The sequence below is a fragment of the Faecalibacterium tardum genome (assembly GCF_040096515.1).
In the GTDB taxonomy this organism is placed as follows: Bacteria; Bacillota; Clostridia; order Oscillospirales; family Ruminococcaceae; genus Faecalibacterium; species Faecalibacterium tardum.
On sequence record NZ_JBBMEO010000032.1, the window covers coordinates 1 to 22,615 of the forward strand.

21 protein-coding genes and 2 tRNA genes are annotated in these 22,615 nt (G+C 59.1%); 13 read left to right on the forward strand and 10 right to left on the reverse strand.

What is annotated here, in order from left to right:
• Positions 1–312 precede the first annotated feature (312 nt).
• Both WMO44_RS12630 and WMO44_RS12635 read left to right on the forward strand, forming a co-directional pair.
• Positions 313–389, forward strand: a tRNA-Met gene (locus WMO44_RS12630).
• Positions 390–480: 91 nt separating this feature from the next.
• Positions 481–552 (forward strand) — tRNA-Glu (locus WMO44_RS12635).
• Positions 553–647: 95 nt separating this feature from the next.
• On the opposite strand, the gene WMO44_RS12640 is transcribed toward WMO44_RS12635, so the two are convergent.
• From WMO44_RS12640 to WMO44_RS12660, 5 genes are all read right to left on the reverse strand, one after another.
• Complete coding sequence (locus WMO44_RS12640) at positions 648–1,310, reverse strand: HAD family hydrolase (protein ID WP_349152795.1); 663 nt, start codon at positions 1,308–1,310, stop codon at positions 648–650.
• 76 nt (positions 1,311–1,386) lie between these two features.
• Positions 1,387–2,742, reverse strand: a complete 1,356-nt coding sequence (locus tag WMO44_RS12645; RefSeq protein WP_349152796.1) for a YdbT family protein — start codon at positions 2,740–2,742, stop codon at positions 1,387–1,389.
• Positions 2,739–3,170: a PH domain-containing protein gene (locus WMO44_RS12650; protein WP_349152797.1), complete on the reverse strand. Its 432-nt coding sequence runs from the start codon at positions 3,168–3,170 to the stop codon at positions 2,739–2,741. Before WMO44_RS12650 ends, WMO44_RS12645 begins: the two co-directional genes overlap by 4 nt.
• Positions 3,167–3,835, reverse strand: coding sequence for a potassium channel family protein (locus WMO44_RS12655; RefSeq protein ID WP_015537076.1), 669 nt, complete (start codon positions 3,833–3,835; stop codon positions 3,167–3,169). Before WMO44_RS12655 ends, WMO44_RS12650 begins: the two co-directional genes overlap by 4 nt.
• 44 nt (positions 3,836–3,879) lie before the next feature.
• Positions 3,880–4,293, reverse strand: a complete 414-nt coding sequence (locus WMO44_RS12660) for a potassium channel family protein (RefSeq protein ID WP_005924324.1) — start codon at positions 4,291–4,293, stop codon at positions 3,880–3,882.
• Positions 4,294–4,489: 196 nt separating this feature from the next.
• Here WMO44_RS12660 and WMO44_RS12665 point away from each other — a divergent pair, with 196 nt between their 5' ends.
• Positions 4,490–5,341 (forward strand): undecaprenyl-diphosphate phosphatase, encoded by an 852-nt coding sequence (locus WMO44_RS12665; protein WP_349152808.1) that lies wholly within the window; start codon positions 4,490–4,492, stop codon positions 5,339–5,341.
• Positions 5,342–5,408: 67 nt separating this feature from the next.
• Here WMO44_RS12665 and WMO44_RS12670 read toward each other — a convergent pair whose 3' ends face one another.
• On the reverse strand, positions 5,409–6,686 hold the full coding sequence (locus tag WMO44_RS12670) for a chloride channel protein (protein WP_349152798.1): 1,278 nt from the start codon (positions 6,684–6,686) through the stop codon (positions 5,409–5,411).
• A gap of 386 nt (positions 6,687–7,072) precedes the next feature.
• On the opposite strand from WMO44_RS12670, the gene WMO44_RS12675 reads away from it, so the two are divergent.
• The gene (locus WMO44_RS12675; protein ID WP_349152799.1) at positions 7,073–8,197 is read left to right on the forward strand and encodes a DUF362 domain-containing protein; all 1,125 of its coding nucleotides are present in this window, start codon (positions 7,073–7,075) and stop codon (positions 8,195–8,197) included.
• A gap of 54 nt (positions 8,198–8,251) precedes the next feature.
• Here the strand turns inward: WMO44_RS12675 and WMO44_RS12680 are convergent, their stop codons facing one another.
• Positions 8,252–8,866 (reverse strand): hypothetical protein, encoded by a 615-nt coding sequence (locus WMO44_RS12680; RefSeq protein WP_349152800.1) that lies wholly within the window; start codon positions 8,864–8,866, stop codon positions 8,252–8,254.
• Between the two features lie 348 nt (positions 8,867–9,214).
• Here WMO44_RS12680 and WMO44_RS12685 point away from each other — a divergent pair, with 348 nt between their 5' ends.
• The 4 genes from WMO44_RS12685 to gluQRS all read left to right on the forward strand — a co-directional run bounded on the left by WMO44_RS12685 (position 9,215) and on the right by gluQRS (position 14,203).
• On the forward strand, positions 9,215–10,033 hold the full coding sequence (locus WMO44_RS12685; RefSeq protein ID WP_097778927.1) for a PRD domain-containing protein: 819 nt from the start codon (positions 9,215–9,217) through the stop codon (positions 10,031–10,033).
• Between the two features lie 86 nt (positions 10,034–10,119).
• Complete coding sequence (locus WMO44_RS12690; RefSeq protein WP_349152801.1) at positions 10,120–11,679, forward strand: PTS transporter subunit EIIC; 1,560 nt, start codon at positions 10,120–10,122, stop codon at positions 11,677–11,679.
• Positions 11,680–11,749: 70 nt separating this feature from the next.
• Positions 11,750–13,108 (forward strand): 6-phospho-alpha-glucosidase, encoded by a 1,359-nt coding sequence (locus WMO44_RS12695; protein ID WP_154252514.1) that lies wholly within the window; start codon positions 11,750–11,752, stop codon positions 13,106–13,108.
• 123 nt (positions 13,109–13,231) lie between these two features.
• Positions 13,232–14,203, forward strand: a complete 972-nt coding sequence (gene gluQRS / locus WMO44_RS12700) for a tRNA glutamyl-Q(34) synthetase GluQRS (RefSeq protein WP_349152802.1) — start codon at positions 13,232–13,234, stop codon at positions 14,201–14,203.
• 307 nt (positions 14,204–14,510) lie between these two features.
• Here gluQRS and WMO44_RS12705 read toward each other — a convergent pair whose 3' ends face one another.
• Both WMO44_RS12705 and WMO44_RS12710 read right to left on the reverse strand, forming a co-directional pair.
• On the reverse strand, positions 14,511–15,167 hold the full coding sequence (locus tag WMO44_RS12705; RefSeq protein WP_349152803.1) for a phosphatase PAP2 family protein: 657 nt from the start codon (positions 15,165–15,167) through the stop codon (positions 14,511–14,513).
• A 252-nt stretch (positions 15,168–15,419) separates the two neighbouring features.
• Complete coding sequence (locus WMO44_RS12710) at positions 15,420–16,778, reverse strand: MATE family efflux transporter (protein ID WP_055186407.1); 1,359 nt, start codon at positions 16,776–16,778, stop codon at positions 15,420–15,422.
• 392 nt (positions 16,779–17,170) lie between these two features.
• Here WMO44_RS12710 and WMO44_RS12715 point away from each other — a divergent pair, with 392 nt between their 5' ends.
• Both WMO44_RS12715 and WMO44_RS12720 read left to right on the forward strand, forming a co-directional pair.
• Complete coding sequence (locus WMO44_RS12715; protein ID WP_249252450.1) at positions 17,171–18,826, forward strand: putative manganese-dependent inorganic diphosphatase; 1,656 nt, start codon at positions 17,171–17,173, stop codon at positions 18,824–18,826.
• 12 nt (positions 18,827–18,838) lie between these two features.
• Positions 18,839–19,165: an acylphosphatase gene (locus tag WMO44_RS12720; RefSeq protein ID WP_249252440.1), complete on the forward strand. Its 327-nt coding sequence runs from the start codon at positions 18,839–18,841 to the stop codon at positions 19,163–19,165.
• Between the two features lie 67 nt (positions 19,166–19,232).
• On the opposite strand, the gene WMO44_RS12725 is transcribed toward WMO44_RS12720, so the two are convergent.
• Positions 19,233–19,904: a cysteine peptidase family C39 domain-containing protein gene (locus WMO44_RS12725; protein ID WP_349152804.1), complete on the reverse strand. Its 672-nt coding sequence runs from the start codon at positions 19,902–19,904 to the stop codon at positions 19,233–19,235.
• A gap of 563 nt (positions 19,905–20,467) precedes the next feature.
• On the opposite strand from WMO44_RS12725, the gene WMO44_RS12730 reads away from it, so the two are divergent.
• From WMO44_RS12730 to WMO44_RS12740, 3 genes are all read left to right on the forward strand, one after another.
• Positions 20,468–20,989 (forward strand): hypothetical protein, encoded by a 522-nt coding sequence (locus WMO44_RS12730; protein ID WP_349152805.1) that lies wholly within the window; start codon positions 20,468–20,470, stop codon positions 20,987–20,989.
• A gap of 213 nt (positions 20,990–21,202) precedes the next feature.
• Entirely contained in the window at positions 21,203–21,724 is a 522-nt protein-coding gene (locus tag WMO44_RS12735; RefSeq protein WP_349152806.1) for a hypothetical protein, read from the forward strand.
• A gap of 195 nt (positions 21,725–21,919) precedes the next feature.
• On the forward strand, positions 21,920–22,462 hold the full coding sequence (locus WMO44_RS12740) for a hypothetical protein (protein WP_349152807.1): 543 nt from the start codon (positions 21,920–21,922) through the stop codon (positions 22,460–22,462).
• Positions 22,463–22,615: the final 153 nt, after the last annotated feature.

Genomic DNA, 22,615 nt, shown 5'->3' on the forward strand with positions numbered 1-22,615 from the left:
GCCAGCTCCCTCTGGGAGGGAGCCTTTGGCGCACCCACAAACCTCGCACTTTAGCCAGAAACTGTACCGCTATGCCAAAGGCCCCATCCTAGAGGGGGCTGTCGAGCGTAGCGAGACTGGGGGAGTTTCTCCCGGAGCGCCTGAGAGGGCTTTTTACCCGCAAAAGCGGCGAGAAAACCCATATTTCAACGCACCTATGTAAATAAATTAAGAATCTCAAAAAACTGCAAAATTTTTTGAAAATATGTGTTGACAAAAGGGGCATCTATGGATATAATAATAAAGCACCGTTCGAGTGCAAGTTAAATATGTGGCGGTATAGCTCAGTTGGCTAGAGCATTCGGTTCATACCCGAAGTGTCACCGGTTCAAATCCAGTTACCGCTACCACGTTACAGAGTTTCGCTAAGATAAGGGGGACGGTCGTCCGCAGTAGTGGACGATGAAAGTCGGAGGTTTTAGCGAAGCTCTGTATTTGTAAGGCCCGTTGGTCAAGCGGTTAAGACACGGCCCTTTCACGGCTGTAACATGGGTTCGATTCCCGTACGGGTCATAAAAACGCCTTTGCGCATAGCGCAAAGGCGTTTTTGCTTTGTATAAAGAAGAACACCGGGCAGATGCCATCTGCCCGGTGTTCCTTTTGTGGTTTTACCTGTTCTGCTCCTGCACATACCGCAGGATATCTTCCGGCACCTCTGCCAGCGCATCCGCACCGGCGGCGGTCAGCTCGGCACGGCCGCGGAAGCCCCACAGCGCACCCATGGCGGGCAGGTGGGCGTTGTGTCCGGTGAGGATGTCTACGTCGCTGTCGCCCACAAAAAGGGTAGCGGCGGGGTCTGCGCCCAGCTCGGTCATCAGGGCATACAGTCCGGTGGGGTCGGGCTTGGTGGGTACGCCCGGGCGGTTGCCCCGCACGGCGTCAAAGCGGCCGGTGCCAAAGTAGTGGGCAATGATGCCGCCGCACAGGGCATCAGCCTTGTTGGAGAACACCGCGCACTGGATGCCCTCGGCCTTCAGTGCGTCCAGCAGCGCCGGAATGCCGGGGTAGGGTGCGGTCTTGTCCTCCTTGTGGGCATCGTACCGGGCGGTGAACTGCGCCAGCGTCGCCGCCAGCTGCGCCGGGGTGCGGGCGTCGGCGGGGGAGAATCGCTCCACCAGCTTGGGGATGCCGTTGCCCACCATCATCTTGAACTGCGCCACCGTAAAGGTGGGCCAGCCATTTTGGGCACACACCCAGTTGCCGGCATCGGCAAGGTCGTCGATGGTGTTCAGCAGGGTGCCGTCCAGATCAAATAATACAGTCTTTATCATAAAATAGTCTCCGTTGGTCTGTGATACAAAAATGCCCCGCCGACCGTAGGTTCAGCGGGGCATCGCAAGTATACTTCTATATCTCCAGAAAATCAAGAGCCGCAAGCGGCACGCTGCGCACCGTGACCTTTTCTTTGCCCGGGAATACAAGGGTCAGGTTGGCGCGCTGCACCGTCACCGCCCAAGGGGATTGCAGCGCGGTAAAGCCGGTGTCCGGGTGGAACACGCACAGCTGGTGCAGATGGAACCGGTGCTGCCGGCAGAGCAGCAGCTGTCCCTGCTGCTGCCATACGCCCTCCCGGTGCCAGCCCACGGCGGCAGCACCCAGCAGGGCGGCAAACACCCCGGTGGGGATGAGCAGCGGCAGGGTGAGCGCGGGCAGGGTGGTGCGGGATACCGCCGTCAGCAGCAGGCAGAGCGCCAGCGGGATGCCTGCCGGTAAAAAGAACACTACGCTGCGGTCAGTGGTGTCGGCACGGGTGTCCGGGGGCAGCTGCGCCATCTCCGGCAGCAGCTCCCGCAGCAGCGGGGTGCCCTCCCGCCAGACGAACAAGGGCAGCTCCGGGCGGCACGCCCCTGCCGAGACAAATACCGGGCAGTAATGCAGCGCCCAAGTGGCGGGGGAGCGGCGCAGGTCGGCATAGTTCAGCTGGCTGAGCCGCAGCCGCATCTCGTACCGGCGTACAAGCCCGCCCCGGCTGCCCAGCTGGGTATCGGTGCGCCAGACGGTATAATGCACCGCCTGCAAGGCGCTGCGCACCAGACTGATGCAGAACAGGGTGCCCGCCAGCACCAGCAGCCACGCCGCGCCCAGCGGCAGCCAGCGGGCGGCAAGTGCCGCCAGCTGTCCCAGCTGCGCAAGGGCAGCGGTCTGGGCATCCGGGGCGTAGCTCTGGGTCTGGTGGATGGCCAGCCACCATAAAATCAGGGTGGACAGGCCGTTGGCACCCAGCACCGTAAAGGCCAGCTTTTCGCTGCCCTTGGGCGCGTGCCACAGCGGGTCTGTCACCGGCAGCAGCACATCGGCAAGCTCCTCAGCCTGCTGCCGGGTAAGATACAAAGTGATGGTCTTGGTCTGCCCCACAGGGTACAGCACCACCCGGCAGGCACCGGTCAGCCGGTAGAGCAGGGGCTGCTCCAGCACCAGCGCCGCCAGACCTTCGGTGCGCAGGGCGCGGTCCAGCCGCACGCCAAGCCGCCAGCTGACGTGCACCGTGCCCTCGGCATCCACCTGCCAGCGGCTTGCATAGTACACCGCCCAGCACACGGCGCTGATAAACACCAGCAGCACAAGCTCCTGCCGCAGCGCCGCACGCAGGGCGTCCCAGTTGCGGTCAAAAAGCACCTGTACCAGCGGCAGAAGGTACACCAGCAGGGTCTTGCGCAGCAGATGCAGTGCTGCCAGCGGGTGGAAGTGCTTTTCCCGGTTCATACACTGCCCTCCATCAGTACCGCCGCCAGCGCAGTGGCCTGTGCGGCGGGGATGCCGGGCAGCACCAATTGCAGCCCCGGGCTGCGCACAAGGAGCACGGTGCACCCTGCCGCCCACAGCAGCGGGGTGCGCAGCAGCTGCACCCCGGTGACCGCCCGGCGCGGGATGCGGTGCAGCACAGGGACAGCCACCCCGGCCTGCACCGTGACGCTGTCTGCCGTCAGGGCGGCGACAAAGCTGCAGCAGCGCGCCCGGACAAGCGCCACCAGCGCCGCCCATACAGCGCAAAAGACTGCGCCCGCCCACACGCTCTGCCAGAAGGCAAAGGGCGCACAGACCAGCCCGGGCACAGCTGCCCAGACGCAGAGCACCCGGCGGGCGCGGGGCGGCAGCACCAGCGCGGTGCGCAGCAGCTCCTGCTCGCTCATTTGTGGGAGGAAAGACCCCACGCATCCATCAGCAGATGCAGGGTGTCGTCCTGTGTCAGGCACAGCAGCCGGTCCCACGGCAGCAGCACCGTGCTGCCGTGAGGGATGATGAACTCGGTATCCCGGGTGATGCTGACCAGAATGGCATCGCCGGGGATGGGGATCTCCTTGATCTCCTTGCCCGCAAACTGAAAGTCCTCCGGCAGCAAAATTTCATTCAGGCTGGCAGTGCCGCCGCCCAGCGAAAGCAGCTGCCGGATGGTGTCGGTCTCGATCTCCCGCTCCAGGATATGGCTCAGGTTGTCGGTGCCGCACACCACGGTATCCACGCCCAGCGTGTGCAGGATGTCCCGGTTTTTGGGGTTGGAGGCGCGCGCCACGGTGCGGTTCACACCAAACTCCCGCTTAGCGATCTGGCACGCCACCAGATTGGTCTCGTCGGTGTTGGTCACCGCCACAAAGGCGTCGCAGCTGGCAACATCGGCGGTGCGCAGGGTGTCAAAACTCAAGGAGTCGCCGCAGATGACCGGGATATCCAGCGTATCGGCAAGGGTACGGCACAGCGCCTCCTGCGGCTCGATGATGGTCACCTTATGGTGGTGGGACAGCAGGCTTTGGGCAAGATACATGCCCACCCGGCCGCCGCCGGCAATACAAACTTTCATATCATTACCTCATTCTACGGTCTGTAAAGCAAAAACAGGCTGTTTTACTTGGAAAGAGCCCGGAACACCGCCTGCTCGGTCAGCACGGTGGGGCAGATGGTCTCCAGCTCGTAGGCTTTGTGGTACAAGATCTGCAGATGCGGGTCGGACACCCGGCAGATGACTTTATCCCGGCGGAAGATGTTCTTTGCCAGCTGCGCCGCCATCAGGTTCACCGAGTCCTCCTCGGTCACCGCCGCCACGGCGTCGCAGTTCTCCACGCCGCCCCGGCGCAGGGTGTCCGGGTCGGTAGGGTCGCCCACAAGGGCAGTGCCGTGAAAGGTATAATCGTCAAAGGCATCCAGACGCTTGAGCTGCTCGGGGTCCTTTTCCACCACCGAGATATCATGGCCGATGCGTTCCAGATCGCGGATCAGCGCCGCACCCACCTGATCGCAGCCGATCACCAGTATGTTCATGAAGGTTCACCTCGTTGTTCTCAGAGCTTTCTGCGCCGGGCGCAGAAAGCGGACAGACTTCTTATTTTTATAGTATAGCACATTTCCCGGGGCAGATAAATACAGCGCCCGGGGGAAAATTTCTATAATCTGTATGCACAGGGGCTCATAGTATGGTATACTGGAACTGCTTTTGAAAAAACTACGCACCCAACGGGTGCTGCAGGAGGGATTTATTACGTTTTTCGAGATCATCAAAGCGATCCTGATGGGTATTGTGGAGGGCATTACCGAGTGGCTGCCCATCTCCTCCACCGGGCACATGATCCTTGTGGAGCAGGTCGTCAAGTTCAATGCCAGTGAAGAATTTATGTCCATGTTCCGAGTGGTCATCCAGCTGGGTGCCATTCTGGCCGTGGTGGTGCTGTTCTGGAATAAGCTGTGGCCCTTCGGGCTGCGGCAGGGCAAGGTCATCTCCAAGCCCAGCGTGTGGAATCTGTGGTTCAAGGTGGTAGCCGCCACCCTGCCGGTGCTGGTCATCAGCCCGCTGGACGACTGGATGGAGGAGCACTTCTATAACTACATCACCGTAGCCGCCATGCTGATCCTGTACGGCGTGCTCTTCCTTGTGGTGGAAAACCGCCGCACCACGCCCCGGGTCACAAAGCTGGAACAGATCAGCTACCGGGACGCTTTGCTCATCGGCGTGTGGCAGTGCCTTGCCATCATCCCCGGTACCTCCCGTTCCGGCGCTACCATCGTGGGCGGTCTGCTGCTGGGTCTCTCCCGCGCCTGCGTGGCGGAGTTCACCTTCTATCTGGCCATCCCGGTCATGGCGGGTGCATCCCTGCTCAAGGTGGTCAAGTTCGCGGTTTCCGGCGTATCCATTACCGGCACCGAGATTGCTGTGCTGCTGGTGGGCTGTGTTGTGGCCTTTGCCGTCAGCCTTGCGGCCATCCGCTTCCTGATGGACTACGTCAAGCGCCACGACTTCAAGTTCTTCGGCATCTACCGCATCGTGCTGGGCGCCATTGTGCTGGCTGTGGCAGCCATCACCGCGCTGGCATAAGAGAAAAGCTTAATAATGAAAACAGGGGCTGTTGCTTGCGCAACAGCCCCTGTTTTGATAGGAAAGCTTACTCTTCCTCTTTTTTTACCTTTACGCGCCACTTATGGGACATATACTCCGAGCGCAGTTTGTTGGTGACAAAGGTCTGGCTGCTGTACAGGCCGTGGTGGCCGGAGAGCATAAAGCAGATACCGCAGCCCAGCGCGATGAGCTCCAGCCCGGCGCCGCTGAACAGCTCAAAGCCCAGCAGGATGGAGGGGATCAGGACGTTGGTGGCACCGCAGAAGATGGACACCAGCCCCACCGCCGCCGCAAATTCGGCGGGCAGACCCAGCAGCGGGCCGACCACGCAGCCGAAGGTAGCGCCCACAAAGAAGCTGGGCACCACCTCGCCGCCCTTGAACCCGCAGGCAAGGGTCAGCGCGGTGAGGAAGATCTTGCACAGAAAATCCCACGGCAGCGCCTGTCCCTGCTCCACGGCGGCGATGATGACGCTCATGCCCGCGCCGTTATACCGCCCTACGCCGAACAGATAGGAAAAGCCGATGACCAGCACGCCGCCCGCAAAGACCCGCACCCACGGGTTCGGGAGAAGCTTTGGCACGATATGCTCCATGAAGTGGAGCGTATAGCAGAACAGGCGAGAAACGGCAGCGCAGGCCACACCCAGCAGGATAACCAGCAGGGCGGTGCGGACATTCAGCTCCGGTGCAGTGAGGGCAAAGTGGGTGGGCACGATGCCAAAGACCAGCGAGCAGCCGTAGGCGATGAGGGCAGAGGTAAAGGCGGGGACAAAGGCAGAAGTAAAGGTCAGGCCCACATCCTCCACCATCATGGCAAAGCAGGCCGCCGCCAGCGGGGTGCCGAACAGGGCAGAGAAGAACGCAGCCATGCCGCTGATGGTGGCGGTACGGCGGTCGTGGTCCTTGAGTCGCAGCAGGGTGCCAAGGTTCCAGCCGATGCTGCCGCCCATCTGCAGCGCAGCGCCCTCGCGGCCGGCAGAGCCGCCGCACAGGTGGGTGAGCACCGTACCCAGAAAGATAGCGGGCACCAGCAGAATGCTGACCGGCTCGCCGCTCTGCACGGCGCGGATAACGTTGTTGGTGCCCACACCCTCGCACTTGGTCACCTTATAAAGGGCAGTGATGAGCAGACCTGCCACAGGCAAGAGGAACAGCAGCCAGGGCTGCGCGGCACGCAGTTCTGTCGCGTGCTCGACGGCAAGGTGGAACAAGGTGCCCAGAAATCCACAGAGCAGACCCATGGGAACCGCCAGAAAGAACCATTGCAGCGCCACCCGCAGGGCGGCTTTAGCTTCGTGCCAGAATGTATCAAAATCGTTCATAGACATAACTCCTGTATCTTGACATCCGTTCCGTTTTTTGGAACCGATATAAGATAACACCGCAGGGCAGGGCTGTCAACCCCAAAATGGGCAGAGCAAAAACGGCGCTGCTCCATTTTCTGTTTACACCGCTCGCCCGGGTGTGCTATACTGAAGGCAGTACCGCACAATTCCCGCCTGACGGCTCAAGCACCGTTCCGGCGGCTGCGGCACGGCATCTGCGTTGCCAAAATGCTCGATAATACACAAAGTATTATCTGCGCTTTTGGCTTAGCATCTGCCGCACCTCGCTCGCCGTATCGGCACTTGGAATCATGTGGTATTGCCTGAACAAAAGAGAGACTGCGCGGCAGACGCCGCCGGAAAGATATGGGAGGAAAAACACCATGGAAGCATCCAAAGTTTACTATACGGATTTCCGCTGTCCGGTGGGCACCAGCCTGCTGGAAAAGCTGCGCCGGGTGTGCATTGCCGCCGGCATCAAGGACATCGACATGGACGGCCGGTTCGTGGCCATCAAGATGCACTTCGGCGAGCTGGGCAATCTGGCTTTTCTGCGTCCAAACTACGCCAAGGTGGTGGCAGACCTGTGCAAGGAGCAGGGCGGTATGCCCTTCCTGACCGACTGCAACACCCTGTACCCGGGCAGCCGCAAGAATGCGCTGGAGCACCTGAGCTGCGCCCAGTTGAACGGCTTCTGGCCCATGACCACCGGCTGTCAGGTACTCATTGGTGATGGCCTGCGCGGCACGGATGAGGTGGAAGTGCCGGTGCCCAACGGCGAATACTGCAAGACCGCCAAGATTGGCCGTGCCATCATGGATGCGGACGTGTTCATCAGCCTGACCCACTTCAAGGGCCACGAGTCCACCGGCTTCGGCGGTGCGCTCAAGAACATCGGCATGGGCTGCGGCTCCCGCGCGGGTAAGATGGAGCAGCACGCTGCCGGCAAACCTGCCGTGCAGGAGGGGCTGTGCCGCGGCTGCCACCGCTGCGCCAAGGAGTGCGGCTCGGACGCCATTACTTACAATGCCGAAAACAAGGCGGTCATCGACTACGACAAGTGCAAGGGCTGCGGCCGCTGCATCGGCGCGTGCAGCTTTGACGCCATCTATTCTCCCAACGACTGCGCCAACGAGCTGCTGGACCGCAAAATGGCCGAGTACGCCGCCGCAGTCTGCCACGACCGCCCCTGCTTCCACGTTTCTCTGGTGCAGGACATCAGCCCCAACTGCGACTGCCACTGCGAGAACGATGCCCCCATCCTGCCGGATATCGGCATCTTTGCGTCCTTTGACCCTGTGGCGCTGGACCAGGCCTGCGTGGATGCCTGCCTGAATGCCGCCCCGCTGCCCAACAGCCAGCTGGGCGCAAACCTTGCAAAGCCGGGCTGGAACTGCTACCACGACAACTTCAAGGACTCCAACCCCAACATCGAGTGGAAGGCCACCCTTGACCAGGCCGAGAAGGTGGGCATGGGCACCCGCCAGTATGTGCTGAAAAAGGTATAAAGACAAAATGGGGCGCTGACCACACGGTCAGCGCCCCATTGCACTTTAAAGTTTTTAAGCCTCGCCGTTCGTCTCCGGCACGATATCGTCCAGCACGCTTTGCAGCGCCTGCCAGTTTTTCAGGGTGCAGCCGGGCAGGGTGTCAGCGTCCAGCCCTGCATCCGCGATGCGGCCGGTCATGCTGTCCTTATCGCTGAGCAGGTCCAGCGCGGCGTCCTTGACCAGCGGCCAAGCCTCGGCAAAGCCTTCCTGCTGGTTGTCGGTCAGGCCGTCGTACCAGCTGTAAAAGGCATCCTGAATGGCCTCCGGGGAGCGGCTGGACATCCGCGCGTCCTCGGCCCAGTGCAGCAGCGATGCCGCCGCGATGACCGATTTCAAAGAGCAGCCGGATACCCCGGGCCCCCAGCCCAGACAGGGCGCAAAGGCGTTTTCTGTGCCGGTGATGGAGAACACCGAGTTCTCGTCAAAGTTGCCGGGGTTCAGCTCTCCGGTGTTGGCCTCTGTGGTGGAGGAGGGCAGTGTGCTGCTGCCGGAAGCGGATGCGCTGTCCGAGGCGGGCGCAGCGCTGGATGCGGGGCTGCTTGCAGCCCCGCCGCAGGCTGCCAGCAGACAGCCCAGTAAAGCAGCGCACAGCAGCAGCGCAAGGGAGCGGATATATTTCGATGTCATAAGAAAAACCTCCGTAACTGGTGCCCCGGCAAGCCGCCGGAGCAAAGCGGGATCTACACCCTAAGTATACGTTCTGCGCACGGCGTTGTCAATCGTTCTGCGCAGGACGAATTTCAAGCAGACCTGTGCAGGATATACAAAAATGCAGCTTGAATTTCGGGCAGTTCAACGCATTGACATTTTCTGCACTGGCTCGTATAATCAAAAGCAGACAAGTGAATTTATCAGTGCGTGTAACTGTTCGATCAGGCATGAGCATCAGAGGGAAGGCGGCAACGGCATCCCTTTGGTTCTTGTGCCCTTTTCTTTTTCACAAGAGCTGCGGCATGGAAGCGGAGGAGTGCGGCGATGCAGGCTGTAAAGGTATTCAATAACAATGCGGTGTCGGTGGTCATGCCGGACGGCAGGGAAGCCATTCTCGTGGGCAACGGGCTTGGGTTTGGCCGCCGCCCGGGGGACGTGATCGACAAAAGCCGCGTTTCCAAGGTGTACTATGTGCAGAACGAGCTGCAGACCAAGTTCCTCAAGATGCTGGATAACGTCACCCCGCAGGTGATGCAGGCCGCCGAGCGCATCTCGCTGGCGGCAGAGGAGCAGGGCATCCTGCTCAGCAGCAAAAGCACCATCTCGCTGGTGGACCACATCAGCTTTGCGCTGGAACGTGTGGAAAAGGGCACCTTTCTGCCCAACCTCGTGCTCTCGGAGACCCGGATGCTGTACCCGAAGGAGTACGCAGTGGGGCAAAGGGCGCTGGAACTTGTCCGGCAGTTCTGCGGCGTACAGCTGCCGGAGGACGAAGCGGGCTACATTGCCCTGCATCTGGTAGCCGGTGCGGCGGACGGCGCACTGGCCTACGATACCGTAAAGTTCGTCAAGGCGGTCAAGGAGATCATCTGCGACACCTATCACTGCACCTTTGAGGAAGAAAGCCTTGAGACCACCCGCCTGACCGTACACCTCAAGTTTCTGGCGGCGCGCATCCTGCGGCACACTCCGTGGCAGGACGCCGGGCTGGAATCCATGTATACGGTGCTTTTGCAGCGCGACAGTCGCAACGAGGTGTGCTTACAGCGCATCAATGCCTACCTGCGGCAGGAATTTGATTACGAGCTGGATCATCAGGAACAGGTCTATCTGCTCATCCACCTGACCAAGATCGTTGGTTAAAATGTTTCAACAGGGCGTCCGGAAGCCCTGCAGAATAGAAATCATCCCCCAAAACAGTCAAGTCAAAAAGTGAGGAGTATTACACGATGAAAGAAAAAGTCATGAATGGCTTGGAAAAGTTCTCCAAAGCCATGCTCTCACCGCTGTCGTATATCTCGGCAGCAGGCCTGATCCTTGTGCTGGGCGCATTGCTTACCAGCACAAGCCTTAGTGCGATGATCCCCGCTCTGCAGTGGACTCCCATCAAGCTGCTGGGACAGCTGATCTACAACTGCATCATGGTCATCATCAACAACCTCAGCCTGATGTTCTGCGTGGGCATTGCAGCGGCGCTGGCCAAAAAGAACAAGCAGCAGGCTGCCATCATCGGCCTGATGAGCTATTTTATGTACCTGACCGCCGGCAATGTCACCCTGACCCAGCTGGGCATGCTGGCCGAGGCTGACCCGATGGTGGGTCTGTACGGCACCGGTCAGTCCACCGTGTTCGGCATCCAGACGGTGGATATGGGCGTGTTTGGCGGCATCCTGCTGGGTCTTGTCTGCGGCTGGGTGTACAACCGCACCTGTGAAAAGCAGTTCAAGGGCATCATCACCCAGATCTACTCCGGCAACCGCTGGTCCTTTACCTGCATGGTGGTCTTTTCCATCCTGTTCGGCTTTGGCTCCTGCTTCTTCTGGCCGCCGGTGCAGAACGTCATCAGCGCACTGACCGATCTGATCGCCACCTCCGGCAACTTCGGCCTGTTCCTGTACGGCTTCTTGGAGCGCTTCCTCATCCCCACCGGCCTGCACCACCTCATCTACACCCCCTTCCAGTTCTCTGCACTGGGCAACAGCCTGACCGTGGGCGATGCCACCTACACCGGCTCCTACATCGTCATGATGATGGAGTACAGCATGGGTCTGCCCTTCTCGGACGGCATCGTGTGGATGTACACTGGCTTCACCAAGACCTTCGGCTACTTTGGCATCGTGGCAGCCTTCATCTTCTGCGCCCGCAAGGAGAACCGCAAAAAGACCGCTGCCGTTCTGGTGCCGCTGGCCTTTACCGCCTCTCTGGCTTCCATCACCGAGCCGCTGGACTTCATGTTCTGCTTCTCTGCTCCCATCCTGTGGGTGGCACACGCCTGCATTTCCGGTCTGTTCATCGTGCTGCTGCACATCTTCCATGTCACCGGCTTTACCACCAACCTCCTCGGCTCGATTCTGATGAACCTTTCTGCCGGTGCAGATAAGACCAACTATCCCACCCTGTACCTGCTGGCGCTGTGCCAGATCGCAGTGTACTTTGTGGTGTTCACCCTGCTGATCAAGGCCTTCAACCTGCACACCCCCGGCCGGGAAGAGGTGAGCACCGAGACCGCGGGGAGCGATGCACCCGCCAAGAAGGCAAGCGTGAAGAACGCTGCCGAGGTGCAGTGCGTCATCGATGGTCTGGGCGGCAAGGAGAACATCCTGTCGGTGGACAACTGCTTCACCCGCCTGCGGGTAAACATCAAGGACCCCGCAAAGCTGGACGAAGCTGCCATCAACAAACTGCCGAACAGCGGCATCGTGAAAAAGGGTACCGATATCCAGATCGTTTACGGTCTGCAGGTAGCCGATATCAAGCGTGCTGTGGAAGCACAGCTGGAAAACCAGTAAACCGCTTTTCCGCGCCCCGGCGGACTGCGCCGGGCTAACCTGAAAAATACAAAAAAGGAGCGTTTATACTATGGTCATTACCATTGCTGGCGGCGGTAGCACGTTTACCGCCGGTATCGTCAAATCCATCGCCCTGCGCCGGGAAGAACTGGAAGTGGACGAGATCCGTCTGTTCGACATCAACAAGGAGCGGCAGGACAAGGTTGCCGTTGTGGTGGACTGGGTCCTGCACAAGGAGCTGAATACCGACATCAAGCTGGTGGTCACCACCGATGTGCAGCAGGCTTACACGGATGCCTCTTTTGTGTTTGCCCAGATGCGCGTGGGCGGCTACGCCATGCGTGAGCAGGACGAAAAGATCCCTCTGCGCCACGGCTGCGTGGGACAGGAGACCTGCGGCTGCGGCGGCATGGCCTACGGAATGCGCACCATCTTCCCCATGATCAAGCTGATCGACGATGTGGAAAAGTATGCCAAGAAGGACTACTGGATCCTGAACTACTCCAACCCCGCCGCCATCGTATCCGAAGCCTGCCGCAAGCTGCGCCCGAAGGCACGGATCATCAACATCTGCGATATGCCCATCGCCATCATTGACGTGGTGGCAGCTGCCATGGGCATCCAGAACAAGAAGGAGATCGTTTACGATTACTTTGGCCTGAACCACTTTGGCTGGTTCACCTCCATCCAGTACCACGGCGAGGATCTGATGCCCAAGCTGCGCGCCTACATCAAGGAGAACAAGATCCTTCTGCCGGAAAGCTACCTCAAGGGCATGGGCGCCCTGACTTCCTCCAGCAGCCAGAACCGCCACACCAAGGGCAGCTGGTACTATGTGTGGAAGGGCGAGTACGAGATCATGGAAAACTTCCCGGAGTACCTGCCCAACACCTACCTGAACTACTATCTGCAGGCCAAGGAGTTCGTGGAGCACTCGGACCCGAACCACACCCGCGCCAACGAGGTGGAGGAGACCCGCGAAAAGAACCTGTTCGACGGCATCGACCACTACCTCAAGACCGGCAAGGTGGACGCCAATACCTTCTATGCCGGCAGCCACGGCGACTGGATCGCAGATCTTTCCGCTGCGCTGAAGAACGACACCAAGGCACGCTTCCTCATCATCACCGAGAACCGCGGCGCTATCCCCAATATGCCCTATGACGCAATGGTGGAGCTGCCCGCCTACATCGGCAAAAACGGCCCGGAGGTCATTGCCCGGGACAACATCCCGCTGTTCCAGCAGGGCTTGATGATGCAGCAGCTCAACAGCGAAAAGCTGCTGGTGGAGGGCTGCGTGGAAGGCAGCTACGAGAAGGTGCTGCAGGCCTTTACCCTGAACAAGACTGTGCCCAGCATGAACGTTGCAAAGGCCATTCTGGACGATATGATCGAAGCCAACAAGGGCTACTGGCCGGAGCTGCACTGAGCAGCCGACCTTACAGCCGCCGCAGGCATTGCCGCCTGCGGCGGCTTTTTTATGCGCATTGACCTTTGCACAGCAAGGGCTTATAATGAGAAAAAACCAGTAAAAGTGAAAGGAAGCACACCCATGCAAAACCAAGTCCCTGTATCCCAAAAGCGCCCGGTCACCGGGCGCTTTGCGCCCAGCCCCAGCGGACGGCTGCATCTGGGCAATCTGGCGTGCAGCCTGCTGGCATGGCTCAGCGCAAAAAGTCAGGGCGGGCGCATCGTGCTGCGCATCGAGGACTTGGATGCTGAGCGCTGTCCCCGCGTTTATGCCGACTTGCTGGAGCAGGATCTTGCATGGCTGGGGCTTACGTGGGACGAGGGCGGCAGCACCGGCGGCGCACACGCGCCCTATTACCAGAGCGAGTGCGGGGACATCTATACCCAAAGCTACCGCAAACTGGAGCAGAGGGGGCTGGTGTACCCCTGCTTTTGCTCCCGCTCCCAGCTGCACGCCGCCAGCGCACCCCACACCTCGGACGGCAACGTCATCTACCCGGGCACCTGCCGGGGGCTGACGCCGGAAGAGATCGCGGAAAAGCGCAAAAAGAAAGCCCCTGCCTACCGCCTGATGGTGCCGGATGAGGAGATCACCTTTACGGACGGCTGCATGGGCACCCACACGGAAAACCTGCTGCGGGATTGCGGCGACTTCTACCTGCGCCGGGCAGACGGCGTGTTTGCCTATCAGTTGGCGGTGGTGGTGGATGATGCCCGCATGGGCGTCACCGAGGTGGTGCGCGGGGCAGACCTGCTTTCCTCCACGGCGCGGCAGCTGTACCTGTACCGGCTGCTGGGCTTGCAGCCGCCCCGCTTTGCCCACTGCCCGCTGCTGCTGGCGGCAGACGGGCGGCGGCTGTCCAAGCGGGACGGCGACCAGAGCCTTGAAAACCTGCGGGCAAAATACACCGCCCCGGAGATCATCGGCAAACTGGCGTTTGCCTACGGCTTGCAGCCGGAGCCGGCGCCCCGCACCCCGGAAAGCCTTGTGCCGGACTTTGCGTGGACAAAAGTCCCCAAGCAGGATATCTGCCTGCCCGAGGGGTTGTTTTGACGATTTTGAATGGCCGCCGCGTGCGCTTTGGCCATGTTCAGCGGAAAAATTATTATTATAATTTGTGGCTCAGAAACGCCTGCGGGCGTTTCTGAGCCACTTTTTCACAGTTGGGGTCGTAAAGAAAAGCGCCAGCTTTCTAACTGAACCAGAAAACTCTTCCAAGAGGGTCTCTCGCGTGAAAAAAGGCTTCCAAAAAGTCCGCAGACTTTTTGGAAGCCAAAATAAAAATGATAATTCCGCTGATTATGCCCAGAGCAGCGCGGAGGGCATTTCAAATCGTCCCACGCTGCCGAAAAAAAGAGTTTTAGGCTCTCCGCACCTGCGGCAGCTGGCTGCGCTCGAGGGCGGTAAAGGCACTGTCCAGCGCCAGTGCAAGCAGCGCACCCAAGGCTACGTCAATGCAGCTGTGCTGCTTGAGCAGCACGGTGGAGCAGACGATGGAAACGCACAGCACAGCGGCTGCGGGACGCATCCAGCGGCGGCGGGGCGCATCAAAAATGCGGCTGCGGTAGTACGCCAGCAGCAGCGTTACCGAGTTGAACACATGGATGGAGGGGCAGACGTTGGTGGCGGTGTCGGTGCGGTACAAAAAGCGCACCACCCGTGCAAAGATATCGCTGCCCGGCACCCAGTAGGGGCGCAGATCCAGTGCCGTGGGCAGCACTGCGTAGCACGCCAGTGCAATGGTCATGCCGGAGAACAGCGGCAGGCACAGCCGCCAGAAGTCCTCCCGCGGGGCCTTCCACAGCAGATAGAACAGGGTAAAGGGGATCCACGCAAACCATGCAAAATAGGGGATCACCGCATATTTGCAGAAGGGGATCAGATCGTCCAGACGGCAGTGCACCAGAATGCTGCGCAGGGGGACGTTTGCCTCCAGATAGTGAAAAACGGAAAGATAAAATATAGAATACAGCGCCATGAACCCGACCGGGTGGCGCGCAAGCCAGCTGCGTTTCATAGAATAGCCTCCTTTTGCAGAAGAGCAGAACTCGATAGCATTGAGAAATTATACGCCCGAACGATGAAGATTGCAAGAACGAAAGGTGAAAACTTTGTCAAGCGCTGAAAAAATAATTTGTGGAACCTGTAAAAAATACCATCGCTCTTCTGTTGATAATACGAATCAAAGCGGCGCTTTCCTGCAAAAAGAAAAAATCCACCCCGTTTTCGCCGGTCTTTACAGACCGGGAAAGGGGTGGATGCCAAAAATTCAGATCACACTCTGCTCCAGCCAGCTGCCCCGGCGGAAGCGCAGGTAGAAGCACAGCGAGCGGAACACCCAGTCCAGATACATACCCATCCAGATGCTCAGCAGCCCGCCGCCGAAGCACAGCACGGCCAGATAACAGAAGCCCACCCGGAACGCCCACATGGACACGATGCTCACGGTCATGGTAAAGCGGGCATCACCGGCGGCGCGCAGGATGTTGGGCAGGGTAAAGCTGGACGGCCACACGAACAGGGAAACGATGTTGAACCACACCATGATGTCCAGCGCCATGGCCTGTGCCTCCGGCGAAAGGTTGAACAGGGACACCGCGAACCGGTTGGCAAAGAAGAAGGCCGACAGGTTCATCACCCACGCGCCGCAGTAGGCGGTCAGCATCAGGCGGCGGGAGTAGTACACTGCCTGTTCCTTTTCACCCGCGCCCAGACACTGGCCTACCACGGTCAGGGCAGCCATGCCCACGGCGTTGGCGGGGATGTTCAGGAAGGTGGTGGTGGTATTGGCCACCGCGTTGGCGGCAATGGCAGCCGTGCCAAGGGTGGAGGTCAGGCTGGAGACCGACAGCTTGCCGATCTGGAACATGCCGTTCTCGATGCCGGCGGGAATGCCCACCCGCAGGATGCGCCGGATCAGCCCGCCGTTCGGCGCCATCGCCCGCAGGCTGTCCACCCGCAGGGCGCAGCCCGGCTTTTGCAGCAGATACAGCACCACCGCGCAGGCAATGGCGCGGGATACAAGGCTTGCCAGCGCCGCGCCCATGACCCCCATGCCGAAGCCGTAGATCAGCACCGCGTTGCCGCCGATGTTCACCACGTTCATCACCAGACTGGACAGCATACTGATCTTGCTGTTGCCCTGCGCCCGGAACAGCGCCGCACCGGCGTTGTACAGGCCGATGAAGGGGTAGCTCAGCGCCGAAAGCAGAAAGTAGGTCTCGGCATAGCGCATCACGTCCGCGTCAATGGAGCCGAAGATGCCCCGCAGGATGGCGTGCCGCCCGCCGATGACCACCGCCGCCACCAGCACACTGAAACTGGACAGCACGAATAAGATCTGTGCCGCCGCCGCCTTGGCGTTTTTTGGCTCCTGATGGCCGATGTACTGGCTGGTGACCACCGCACCGCCGGTGGCCAGTGCGCTCATGATCTGGATCATCAGGGTGTTAAAGCTGTCCACAAGGCTCACGCCGGACACGGCGGCTTCGCCCACCGAGGATACCATCAGGGTATCTGCCAGACCAATGGTCACGCTTAGCGCCTGCTCCGCAATCAGCGGCAGCAGCAGCGCCACCAGCGCCTGCCGTGGAAACAGGGGAGTGGATGTGAATTTGGACGATTTCATGCTGTCCTCCGTTGCAAATGACAAAAAAGCTCGAATACCTCTATCATACAGCGGATGCTGTCGAAATGCAAGGGGTTGTATACAAGAAACTGCGGAAATCAATAAAAGGCTTCCCCCGGTCGGGGGAAGCTGTCACCGCAGGTGACTGATGAGGGCGCTACTGCCGGAATTACCCCTCATCCGTCTGCTCACTACGTTCGCAGCCACCTTCCCCCCAAGGGGTGAAGGCTTTTCGGTGTTTCGTATCGAAAAACAACAGTCTGCCGTGTGCAGTGCCCTTTACCCATGGGCACAGTTGTGTTAAAATAAGGTTGCAGCCCGCCCCGCTGTGCAGGAGAGGGGCGCTGCTTTGGTAAATGATAAGAAGGTAAAGACCCATAAGGGGGTACAGTATGCAGCAAACTGCGCATAAGGTCGTGGTCATCGGGCATCGCAACCCGGACACCGACTCCATCTGCTCTGCCATTGCCTATGCAGAGCTGAAAAACAAGACCAGCGATCTGGTCTGCGAAGCCCGGCGTGCGGGCAAAATGAATCAGGAAACGGAATTTGTACTGAAAAAGTTCGGGGTCACGCCGCCCCGGATGTGCACCGACGTCAACCCTAAGATCCGGGACGTGGATTACCGCCAGATCCCCGGCATCTCCGGCTCCACCAGCCTGCGCAAGGCGTGGGAGATCATGCGCGACCAGAAGATCGACACCCTCCCCGTGACCAGCGAGGACAACGAACTGCAGGGCGTCATCACGGTGAAGGATATCGCCACCGCCAACATGGACCTGTTCGACACCAGCATCCTTGCCAAGAGCCGCACCAGCTACCGCAATATTCTGGAAACGCTGGGCGCTACCATGGTGGTGGGCAGTGAGGACGCAGAATGCACCACCGGCCACATCCGCATCGGCACCGCCACTCCGGAAATGCTGGAAAGCAGCATGGAAAAGGGTGATATCGTCATCCTGACCAACCGCTACGAAAGCCAGCTCTGCGCCATCGAGAAGGAAGCTTCTCTCATCATCATCTGCAACGGCGCAAAGGTGGGCCGCACCATCCAGCATATCGCCGCCGAGACCGGCGTAGCCATCATGAGCGCCCCCTGCGATACCTACGCGGCGGCAAAGCTCATCAGCCAGTGTGCACCCATCTCCTATTACATGACCCGGGACGATATCATGAAATTCACCCTCGTCACCCCGGTGGCAGACGTCACCCGTGTGATGGCAAAGGTGCGCCACCGGTATTTCCCCATTCTGGACGCAGACGGTAAGTATTGCGGTATGATCAGCCGCCGCAACATCATCAACCTGCGCAAGCGCCGCATCATTCTGGTGGACCACAACGAAGCCACACAGGCGGTGGAGGGCTTTGATCAGGCCGAGATTCTGGAGATCATCGACCACCACCGCATCGGCAGTCTGGAGACCAGCGGCCCGGTGTACTTCCGCAACCAGCCGGTGGGCTGCACCGCCACCATCGTCACCCAGATGTACGATGAAAACGGCGTGACCATCCCGCAAAAGACCGCCGGTCTGCTGCTGGCTGCCATCCTTTCGGATACGCTGGTGTTCCGCAGCCCCACCTGCACCCCCATCGACGTAAACGCCGCCAACCGTCTGGCCAAGATCGCGGGGGTAGATATCAACGAGTTTGCCAACGAAATGTTTGAAGCCGGCGAAAAGCTGGACGGCAAGACCGCGGAGGAAGTGTTCTTGCAGGACTTCAAGGTGTTCATGTGCGGCGATATCCGCTTTGGCGTGGCGCAGGGCAGCTACATGACCCGCAAGAACCTGACCGCCGCCGAAGCGCTGCTGAAGCCGTATCTGGAAGAGGCACGCAACAAGCAGAACGTGGAGGATATCTACATGCTGCTGACCGACGTGCCCAAGGAGGAGAGCGTGGTCATCTGCGATGGACGCTACGCCGCCGGGGTGCTGACGGATGGCTTCGAGATCCAGCCCGCCGCCGATGGCAGCTGGACGCTGCCGGGCGTGGTGAGCCGCAAAAAGCAGTTCATCCCCGCCCTGATGACCGCTTATCAGGAGCTGTAAAGGGACACCGCTGTGTTTGATTTTCTTTCCAAAAAAGATCGCACCCCGCCCGCACTGCCGGAAGGCACGGAGCGGCGGCGCTACATCATCACCGGGCAGGTGCAGGGGGTGGGTTTCCGCTACCGTGCGCGGTACGCCGCGCAGACCCTTGACCTGACCGGCTGGGTGCAGAACGAGGACGATGGCAGCGTGACGCTGGAAGTGCAGGGCGACCCGGACAAATTCATCTCCCTGTTCGCCATGATCCAGAAAAGCGACTATATCCAAATTACCGGCATCCGCAGCAAGAATATCCCGCCCGACCCGTGGGAGCGCGGGTTCTCGGTAAAGGGGTATTAAAGAGTTGAATAGAAACAGAGCGCCTGACACCGCAGTGTCAGGCGCTCTGTTTTATCATATTATATTTTCACCCCAGCACCTTGAGGGGGGAGTTTTCCACCCACAGGGTACCGTCCAGCAGGCGGGTGACGGCAAGCCGTCCATTTGCCGTTACCCGGGCGGGGTCGAGGGCGTAGAAATCGCTCTCGGTCAGGTTTTCCGGGTCGGCGGTGGGGGAGATGCCCGCCACGCATACCCAGTGCCCGTAGGTGCTGCTTGTGGCAATGTGGGGGTAGTTCACCTCGCTCCAGCCGGAGGAAGTCAGGTGGTATTCATAAGTAGAGGTGCGGTTCGTGTGGCGCTTTACCCCGCTCACCGTGGTGTTTTTCAGGTGCACGATCACCGGATGCCCGGCGGAAAGCTCGCTGTACAGCTTTTTCAGGCACTCGGCGCGGGTGCCGGAGTACCCGACGTAGCCCGCTGCCGACCACACCGCCCCGTTCGACCACATCCCGCTGCCGGAGCACACCTTGCCGTCCAGAATGGTGCGGGCGTAGCGCAGCGCGTACAGGCTGCACTTGCCGGAGGTCTGGTTGCCGATGGAAAGGATGTGGCTGGTATCGAAGCTGAGCAGCCGGATGCCGTTTTTCTCTTTCAGCGCAGCGGCGTGGGCACGGGGCAAAAAGGCGCACAGCAGCAAGACCAGCGCCAGAACTGCCGCCGCCAGCCGCTGTGCCGCGCGGGCGGGACAGTGTTGCATGGGTACTTCCTCCGAGTTCGTTTCAATTCGGACATGATTTTACCACTAAAACGTGGTGAAAATGTGTAAAAAGGCAAAATAATGGGGAAAAGAACTCCCCCAGTCATCTCGCTGCGCTCGATGCCAGCCCCCTCTGAGATGGGGCCTTTGGCATGGCGGCAAAGTTTCCGGCTAAAGTGCAAAGCTTCCGGGCGCGCCAGAGGCTCCCTCCCAGAGGGAGCTGGCGCGGCGCAAGCCGCGTCTGAGGGAGTTAACGCCATCAACACAACATATATCCAAATTTAAGTAACCCCGCACCCGGCAAAACCGCGCCGCCGGGGCAGGGAAACGGAGATTCCGTAGACTGTCGACAGAATTGATTCCAGAATATACCAAAACTGCAACAAATCCCGCTTGTTTTCATCCTTTTTAACGAAACTGTTTCGGGAAGTTTAGCGATATTCCCGATTGACAAAACCGTCACCTGTCGGATATAATCAGGGCAGAAAGGCAACGATGGTTGCGAAAGCCTTTCGGGAAAAAAGAAACATATCCACAAACAAGCTGATTGGAGGGATACCCTTATGAAGAACCTGAAAAAATTCGTAGCCCTGCTGCTGGCAGGTGTGATGGCTATGGTGATGCTCACCGCCTGTTCCGGTGGCGGCACTTCTGCAGACACAGAGAAGGAAGAAGCAATCCGGAAGCAGCTCGGTAAGAGAACCGAGGCTACATCTCTGTGTGATCGTGACGGCAAAGTCGAGAATGACAGCCAGCTCTACAAAGAAACTGCAAAGCTGCTGGATACACGAATCAAGGCTGAAACCAGTGCATTTGGTATTCTCGCTGTTGATTTTGATGTTAAGGGCATCGACCCTGTGGAGCAGTATGTGACTGTTACATTGTCGGCAGACTACAAGACCGCTGGTCTTGTGGCAGGTCTGATCACAAAGATCACTGAAGAGCTCGGAAAGATCGAGTCCACTAACAACAGCGTGAAGCTCGACACCGAGTGGGCAAAGGCCGCTGTCGTTGTCAGAACCAACGAGAAGGGCAGCTATGCCGCAATCGCAATTCAGGTCAAGAACATCGCTTACAACAAATAAAAGAATAATTAGTCCTTTCTTCCCCGGAGAGCACCCGCCCTCCGGGGCTTTTTTTGTATCCAACAGGCTGGCGTATCTGCTCAAAAACAACTGGAAAATCTAGGCAGTCTGTACATTGACCGGGGGAGGGAGATGTTGTAAAATGAACATAGATTATCCGGGCTTTTGGGGCACGGATAAAGTCTGTAAATTTTTTATTTGGAGGAATCTAACATGAAAAAGATGAAACGTCTTGTGGCTGTTCTTCTGGCCGGTATCATGGCACTGGCAATGCTCACCGCTTGCGGCGGCACCGCCGGCACCCCTGTGACCCGTGATGAAGCACTGGAAAAGAATGTTGCCGCGTGGGCTGTGGAGTGGGGCAAGGAAGCAGCAAATCTGAAGCTGACTGCGGACGCCGATCTGACTGCGATCAGCGCTAAGTGCCTGCCCGCTGGTGTCAAGATGCATAATGCCATGATCGCAATGGATAAGAACGCTTACGTAGCTGCACAAAAAGAGCTGTTGGCTGAACTTGAGTCCGCTGCAAACGGCAAAAAGATTGCACCTGTGGATATCCGCATCCCGAACACTATGGAAGTCAATAAAAAGAATCTGGTCAATGTCGTCAATTCCAGCGCGGCCAATCTTAACCAGATTTTGAAGAATTTTGGTGTTACGAAACCGGCTAAGTTCGGCGTTACCGTTACCAAGCAGAAGGACTACACCCTGATCCTCTTTATGGTCAGCGAATAAGCGCACCTTCTTAAAACTGCACCCCGCCCCGGAGAGCACCCGCCCTCCGGGGCTTTTTGCGCCCTGCCAAAAGATCCCGGCAAAAAACAGGCACACTTGCCATTGACGAACGCCGCCGCGCTGCTGTAAAATGAAAGCAGAATACCCCCGCGCTTCCGCACGGGAACGCCCTGCATTTTATAAAAGGAGCATTGCATGAAAAAGATCAAGCGTTTTGCGGCTGTTCTGCTGGCCGGTATCATGGCACTGGCGCTGCTTACCGCCTGCGGCGGCAGCGGCTCCGACAACCCCGAGTTTGACGCCGAGGTGGAAAGCGCCTATCTTGACGCGCTGAATAAGGCGTTCAAGACGAGCTTTGAAAACGATGACGCCATCCGGGCGCTGGCTGTCACCCACATCGCCGAGAAAAGCGGCGCGGACAGCCTGACCGGCAGGGCACGCTGCAAAACAGACGGTGACGAAACGACCGTGGTGCGGCAGGTGCAGCTCTGCTTTGATACAAGAAGCAGCAAGCCGGACGCCTATGTGCCGCTTTTCTATGAGGCTGCAAAAACCGATGCTATCAAAGCGAACTATACCAATGTCCAAGCTCTGCTCAGCACTGTGAACAAGGAGCGTGGCGGCGCAAAGGAAAACGGTAGAACGCTGGAGCTCACCGCGCTGGGGGTCGGCGCAAAGACCATCGGCGGCAAGACCTATGTTGCCATCGGCTTTGAGCTGACCAACACCACCCCGTAGAACTGAACCCCACCCCGCCCCGAGGAGCACCCGCCCTCCGGGGCTTTTTGTGTACGCCCCATTGCTAAACATTAGATGCAATGAAAAACCTTCCGGGCGCGCCAGAGGCTCCCTCCCAGAGGGAGCTGGCAAAGCCGTAGGCTTTGACTGAGG

Bases quoted from the DNA above. Each gene is read 5' to 3' on its own strand.
- WMO44_RS12640 (WP_349152795.1), bottom strand. From the start codon at position 1,310: ATGATAAAGACTGTATTATTTGATCTGGACGGCACCCTGCTGAACACC.
- WMO44_RS12645 (WP_349152796.1), bottom strand. From the start codon at position 2,742: ATGAACCGGGAAAAGCACTTCCACCCGCTGGCAGCACTGCATCTGCTG.
- WMO44_RS12650 (WP_349152797.1), bottom strand. From the start codon at position 3,170: ATGAGCGAGCAGGAGCTGCTGCGCACCGCGCTGGTGCTGCCGCCCCGC.
- WMO44_RS12655 (WP_015537076.1), bottom strand. From the start codon at position 3,835: ATGAAAGTTTGTATTGCCGGCGGCGGCCGGGTGGGCATGTATCTTGCC.
- WMO44_RS12660 (WP_005924324.1), bottom strand. From the start codon at position 4,293: ATGAACATACTGGTGATCGGCTGCGATCAGGTGGGTGCGGCGCTGATC.
- WMO44_RS12670 (WP_349152798.1), bottom strand. From the start codon at position 6,686: ATGAACGATTTTGATACATTCTGGCACGAAGCTAAAGCCGCCCTGCGG.
- WMO44_RS12675 (WP_349152799.1), top strand. From the start codon at position 7,073: ATGGAAGCATCCAAAGTTTACTATACGGATTTCCGCTGTCCGGTGGGC.
- WMO44_RS12680 (WP_349152800.1), bottom strand. From the start codon at position 8,866: ATGACATCGAAATATATCCGCTCCCTTGCGCTGCTGCTGTGCGCTGCT.
- WMO44_RS12685 (WP_097778927.1), top strand. From the start codon at position 9,215: ATGCAGGCTGTAAAGGTATTCAATAACAATGCGGTGTCGGTGGTCATG.
- WMO44_RS12690 (WP_349152801.1), top strand. From the start codon at position 10,120: ATGAAAGAAAAAGTCATGAATGGCTTGGAAAAGTTCTCCAAAGCCATG.
- WMO44_RS12695 (WP_154252514.1), top strand. From the start codon at position 11,750: ATGGTCATTACCATTGCTGGCGGCGGTAGCACGTTTACCGCCGGTATC.
- gluQRS (WP_349152802.1), top strand. From the start codon at position 13,232: ATGCAAAACCAAGTCCCTGTATCCCAAAAGCGCCCGGTCACCGGGCGC.
- WMO44_RS12705 (WP_349152803.1), bottom strand. From the start codon at position 15,167: ATGAAACGCAGCTGGCTTGCGCGCCACCCGGTCGGGTTCATGGCGCTG.
- WMO44_RS12710 (WP_055186407.1), bottom strand. From the start codon at position 16,778: ATGAAATCGTCCAAATTCACATCCACTCCCCTGTTTCCACGGCAGGCG.
- WMO44_RS12715 (WP_249252450.1), top strand. From the start codon at position 17,171: ATGCAGCAAACTGCGCATAAGGTCGTGGTCATCGGGCATCGCAACCCG.
- WMO44_RS12725 (WP_349152804.1), bottom strand. From the start codon at position 19,904: ATGCAACACTGTCCCGCCCGCGCGGCACAGCGGCTGGCGGCGGCAGTT.
- WMO44_RS12730 (WP_349152805.1), top strand. From the start codon at position 20,468: ATGAAGAACCTGAAAAAATTCGTAGCCCTGCTGCTGGCAGGTGTGATG.
- WMO44_RS12735 (WP_349152806.1), top strand. From the start codon at position 21,203: ATGAAAAAGATGAAACGTCTTGTGGCTGTTCTTCTGGCCGGTATCATG.
- WMO44_RS12740 (WP_349152807.1), top strand. From the start codon at position 21,920: ATGAAAAAGATCAAGCGTTTTGCGGCTGTTCTGCTGGCCGGTATCATG.